The sequence below is a fragment of the Stenotrophomonas sp. STEN030 genome (assembly GCF_056759995.1).
Genome location: NZ_JBRREB010000120.1, coordinates 1 through 1,113, shown reverse-complemented (window position 1 = coordinate 1,113; position 1,113 = coordinate 1). Strand labels below are relative to the sequence as shown.

Annotated in this window: 1 protein-coding gene; it reads right to left on the bottom strand. The window is 60.8% G+C overall.

What is annotated here, in order from left to right; genetic code table 11:
- Positions 1–859: IS110 family transposase (locus ACVOLR_RS20045; protein ID WP_481537988.1), on the bottom strand; the 859-nt coding region annotated here is incomplete at its 3' end.
- Between the last annotated feature and the right edge of the window lie 254 nt (positions 860–1,113).

Genomic DNA, 1,113 nt, shown 5'->3' with positions numbered 1-1,113 from the left:
GGCCGCTCTTGAAGACACCCCACGCGATTCTGGCCAGCTTTCTAGCCAGGATGTTGAAACTGGCGGTGCTGCTGTGGCCGCGCTCACGGATGGCGGTGTAGAGGGGTTTGCCGCCCTTGGAGCGCGTCAGCCCCATGGCGGCCATGTAGAGGATCTGGCGTAGGCCGGCATTGCCTCGCTTAGACAAACGGCGTCGGCCGATCCGGGCACCGGACTCGTTGGGTCGAGGATCCAGGCCGGTGCAGGCAATCCACGCATCGGAGTTGGCCAGCGGCCAGCGGGTGATGTGATGGGTGATGAAAGCTGCCACTGTTGGCCCGATCCCCGGAATGGTCATGATTCGTCGATACAGATCGCGCTGTTCGCCGCTGCGGCACAGCTGCTGAATTTGCTGGTCCAGCATGGCAATGGCCGCTTTCAGGCCACTGAAGATGCCCCCAAAGAGGGCGGACTCCGACGCCCCCGCACCCAGCGAGAGATTCAACTTGGCCTTGCTCCGGACCAGGCTGTTGCGTTGCTGGAGCAGCACATGCAGTTGCTCCAGCGCAGGCGAGCGGGCGACATGCTCATGCAGATTGTCGGCCTCTTTGGCGATGTAGCGCGCAATGACCTGTGCATCGCCAGCGTCGGTCTTGCCGCGGCAGGCCACGCCCTTGGCGTAGTGCTTGATATCGCGTGGATTGAGCACGAACACGGCGTGACCGGCGCTCTGCGCAGCTTGAACCACAAGCTCGTGGTAGCGATTGGTTGCCTCGACACCAATACGAGACTTCGCTGGCAGGCTGGACAACCATTTGTTGATCGCCGAGGCTGAATTGGCGATTCGAATACTGCCTTTAGTGCCATGGCGCGCCACCACCAAGGTCTTTGAATCGGCATCGATTCCGACAGCGAAACGATCTGACATCTGCGCAACTCCCAGCTATTGTTGAGGGACTGGGGTGGTACCGCACCACGTTGGCTTGCCTACATCGGCGGTCCTCAAAGGCCGCTAGATCCTTTATCGACGTTAAGGTGCGGGATGGGGATCGCTCGGCTCGTCTGTCGGCTGGTACCCGCAGATATCATGTTGACGGTCCCTCCACCCTAGCTCTTACATACCTCGTAGGAGCC